Genomic DNA, 3,174 nt, shown 5'->3' with positions numbered 1-3,174 from the left:
GCAGCTGCACGGGTTGTCGTCGAAGATCTCCGCAGCCCGGGACGCACGGTGACCCGGTCGACCGCGAGCATGCACAAAATCGCACCAGCGGGGCCGCGTGGGTGCGATTTTGTGCATGCTCGCCGGGTGGGGGCGACGTGAACACCCACCAGGGATCGCTGTGGGGCGGGCGGTTCGCCGATCGCCCGGCCGACGCGCTGGCCGCGTTGAGCAAGTCCACCCAGTTCGACTGGGTGCTGGCGCCGTACGACATCGTCGCGTCCAAGGCGCACGCCGGGGTGCTGTTTCGAGCGGGGCTGCTCACCGCGGAGCAGCGTGACGGACTGCTGGCCGGGCTGGACCGCCTCGGCGCAGACGTCGCCGACGGCAGCTTCGTGCCGCTGGCCACCGACGAGGACGTGCACGCCGCCCTGGAGCGTGGCCTGATCGAGCGCGTCGGCTCCGAGCTAGGTGGCCGGTTGCGGGCCGGTAGATCACGAAACGACCAGGTGGCCACGCTATTTCGGATGTGGCTGCGCGACGCGTTGCGCCGTGTCGCCGCCGGGGTGCTCGACCTGGTCGACGCGCTGGACACTCAGGCAGCGGCTCACCCGGCAGCGATCATGCCGGGCAAGACGCACCTGCAGTCGGCGCAGCCGGTGCTGTTGGCGCACCATCTGCTGGCCCACGCCCACCCACTGCTGCGCGACGTGGACCGGATCGCCGATCTCGACGCCCGCGCCGCGGTGTCCCCGTACGGTTCGGGCGCGCTCGCCGGCTCGTCACTGGGCCTGGATCCAGACGCTGTAGCGGCCGAACTCGGTTTCACCGCAGCCGCAGAGAATTCGATCGACGCCACGGCCGCCCGGGACTTCGCCGCCGAGGCGGCGTGGGTATTCGCGATCATCGCCGTTGACCTATCCCGGCTGGCTGAAGACATCATCGTGTGGAGTTCAACCGAATTCGGCTACGTCACCTTAGCCGACGCCTGGTCCACCGGCAGTTCGATCATGCCGCAGAAGAAGAATCCCGACATCGCCGAGCTGGCCCGCGGCAAGTCCGGCAGGCTGATCGGGAATCTGGCCGGGCTGCTGGCGACGCTGAAAGCGCAGCCGCTGGCCTACAACCGCGACCTGCAGGAAGACAAGGAGCCGGTCTTCGACTCGGTGGCCCAGCTGGAGCTGTTGCTGCCGGCGATGGCGGGGTTGGTGGGCAGCCTGGCGTTCGACGTCGAGCGGATGTCGGCGCTGGCCCCGGCCGGCTATACGCTGGCCACCGATATCGCCGAATGGCTGGTGCGCCATGGTGTTCCGTTCCGGTCCGCACACGAGGCCGCGGGCGCGGCGGTGCGCGCCGCCGAACGGCGCGGTGTCGGCCTGGAGGACCTGACCGACGACGAGTTGGCCGGCGCCAGTCCCGCGTTGACGCCGGAGGTGCGCAACGTGCTCACCGTCACCGGCTCGGTCTCGTCCCGCGACGCCCGCGGCGGCACCGCGCCCGCCCGGGTCGCCGAACAACTCGCAGCCCTACGCCAACGCGCTCATCGCTTGCGGCTGCGGCTGCACCGCTGAGACGGCGACCCGGCGCGGGCGAACTCCGACCGTAGCAACTCGGCCGTCGCCTGGGTGAACGCGACGAACGTCACCTCCTGCACGCAGGTGTCGGCGTTGCGCACCGCCGTCAGCGCCTGATGTGCGGCGTCGGCGGCTGGCCAGCCGTAGACGCCGGAGGAGATCAACGGAAACGACACCGTCTCCGCGCCCAGTGCATCGGCGACTTCGAGACTGCGGGTGTAGGCAGACCGCAGCAGCGGTGACCGGTCTTCCCCACGCGAATAGACCGGCCCGACGGTGTGGATGACCCACCGCGCGGGCAGCCGCCCCGCCGTGGTTGCGACCGCATCCCCGGTCGGCAGGCCGTCCGGAAAGTCGTTGTCGCGCAGCTGCTTGCATTCGGCCAGGATCGCCGGACCGCCGGTTCGATGGATCGCCCCGTCCACTCCGCCGCCGCCCAGCAGAGTGCTGTTGGCGGCGTTGACGATTGCGTCGACGGGCAGGGTGGTGATGTCGCCGCGAATCACTCGGATCTCGGTCATGGCGCAGCTATGCCGGTCTGCTACGGGCCCCAGATCATCAGGTCTTCCATGCCGTTGTTCATGGTCACGGTGTTCGGTTGTGGGCCGGTGACGTCGAAGTAGATCTTTCCGGTCGCTTGCTGGCCTTCGGGGATGGTGGCCCCGCTGATCGCCTGCGGCGCGGCGACCTCCCACAGCACCCGGTAGGCGGCCTGGTTGGGAGCCACGGCGTTGAACTGCGAAACCGCAGGCGTCACGCTGCCGCGGATGGCGTGCACGGTGGCGGTGGCCTCCCAAACCTGCCCGGCTACCGGGTAGGCCGGCATAGTGTCGCTGCTAGGTTTGAGGTCGTCGACCTTCCAGGACAAGAGGACCTGGCCGACGGTGTCGGTCTCCTGCAACGTGCTGCCCAACGTGCCGACGATGGGGTAAGCCGCGGTTGCACGAGGCGCGACGGTGACAGCGATCATCGCCGTCACCAACGCGGTCAACGCCGCCTGCATTATCGTGGTGACCTTCATGGTGTCCTCCAGACTCGGTTGAGCGGTGGTGCGTGATACCCCGATTTTCCTGGAACCCACCGTCGTTTGCCAGCGCTGAGCCGCCGCCATTGCGTTAACGTAGGCGACATCACGACTTACCCGGTTAAATCGCTGATCAGGCAGACGATCGCCGCAATCGCGGTCGGTGCGGGAGGTATTGCAACTACTGGCCTGCTGGCGCAGTGCGCAGCGCCGTCGCGACCCCCGGTGGCCAGCGAGCCGCCGACGGCGGCGGCACCTGCACCTCTTGGCGCTGCCGTCGGCCCCGTGACCGCCGCCGAGCTCGGTGCGAGCTGGCGGCCGGGTTGCCCCGTCGGACCGGCACAGCTACGGCGGGTCGGGGTCAACCACAGGGGTTTCGACGGTCAGCCGCACCGCGGCGAACTGATTGTGCACGAAGACCTGGTGCCGCAGGTCATCGCCGTCTTCGAACAGCTCTACCAGCTGGGCTATCCGATCGAGAAGATGCGCTCGGCCAGCCGTTACCCGGCGGCCGCCGATGAGTTGTCGATGCAGGACAACAACACCTCGGCGTTCAATTGCCGGCGCATCCCGGGAAGCGGCCGGTGGGCCCGGCAC

Annotated in this window: 4 protein-coding genes; 2 read left to right on the top strand and 2 right to left on the bottom strand. The window is 69.0% G+C overall.

Features of this window, described 5'->3' with window-relative positions:
* Positions 1 to 137 precede the first annotated feature (137 nt).
* Positions 138 to 1,550 (top strand): argininosuccinate lyase, encoded by a 1,413-nt coding sequence (argH, locus tag AC2VOP_RS19365; protein ID WP_486962475.1) that lies wholly within the window; start codon positions 138 to 140, stop codon positions 1,548 to 1,550.
* On the opposite strand, the gene AC2VOP_RS19360 is transcribed toward argH, so the two are convergent.
* The gene (locus tag AC2VOP_RS19360; protein ID WP_486962474.1) at positions 1,520 to 2,074 is read right to left on the bottom strand and encodes an O-acetyl-ADP-ribose deacetylase; all 555 of its coding nucleotides are present in this window, start codon (positions 2,072 to 2,074) and stop codon (positions 1,520 to 1,522) included. The genes argH and AC2VOP_RS19360 overlap by 31 nt on opposite strands.
* A gap of 20 nt (positions 2,075 to 2,094) precedes the next feature.
* Positions 2,095 to 2,574: an MPT63 family protein gene (locus tag AC2VOP_RS19355; protein WP_486962473.1), complete on the bottom strand. Its 480-nt coding sequence runs from the start codon at positions 2,572 to 2,574 to the stop codon at positions 2,095 to 2,097.
* A gap of 132 nt (positions 2,575 to 2,706) precedes the next feature.
* On the opposite strand from AC2VOP_RS19355, the gene AC2VOP_RS19350 reads away from it, so the two are divergent.
* On the top strand, positions 2,707 to 3,174 hold a 468-nt coding region (locus AC2VOP_RS19350), incomplete at its 3' end, for a M15 family metallopeptidase (protein ID WP_486962476.1).

It is taken from the genome of Mycobacterium sp. TH-M106 (assembly GCF_057473765.1).
The sequence above is the reverse complement of the archived record's forward strand: the minus strand, read 5'-3'. Positions and strand labels throughout refer to the sequence as shown.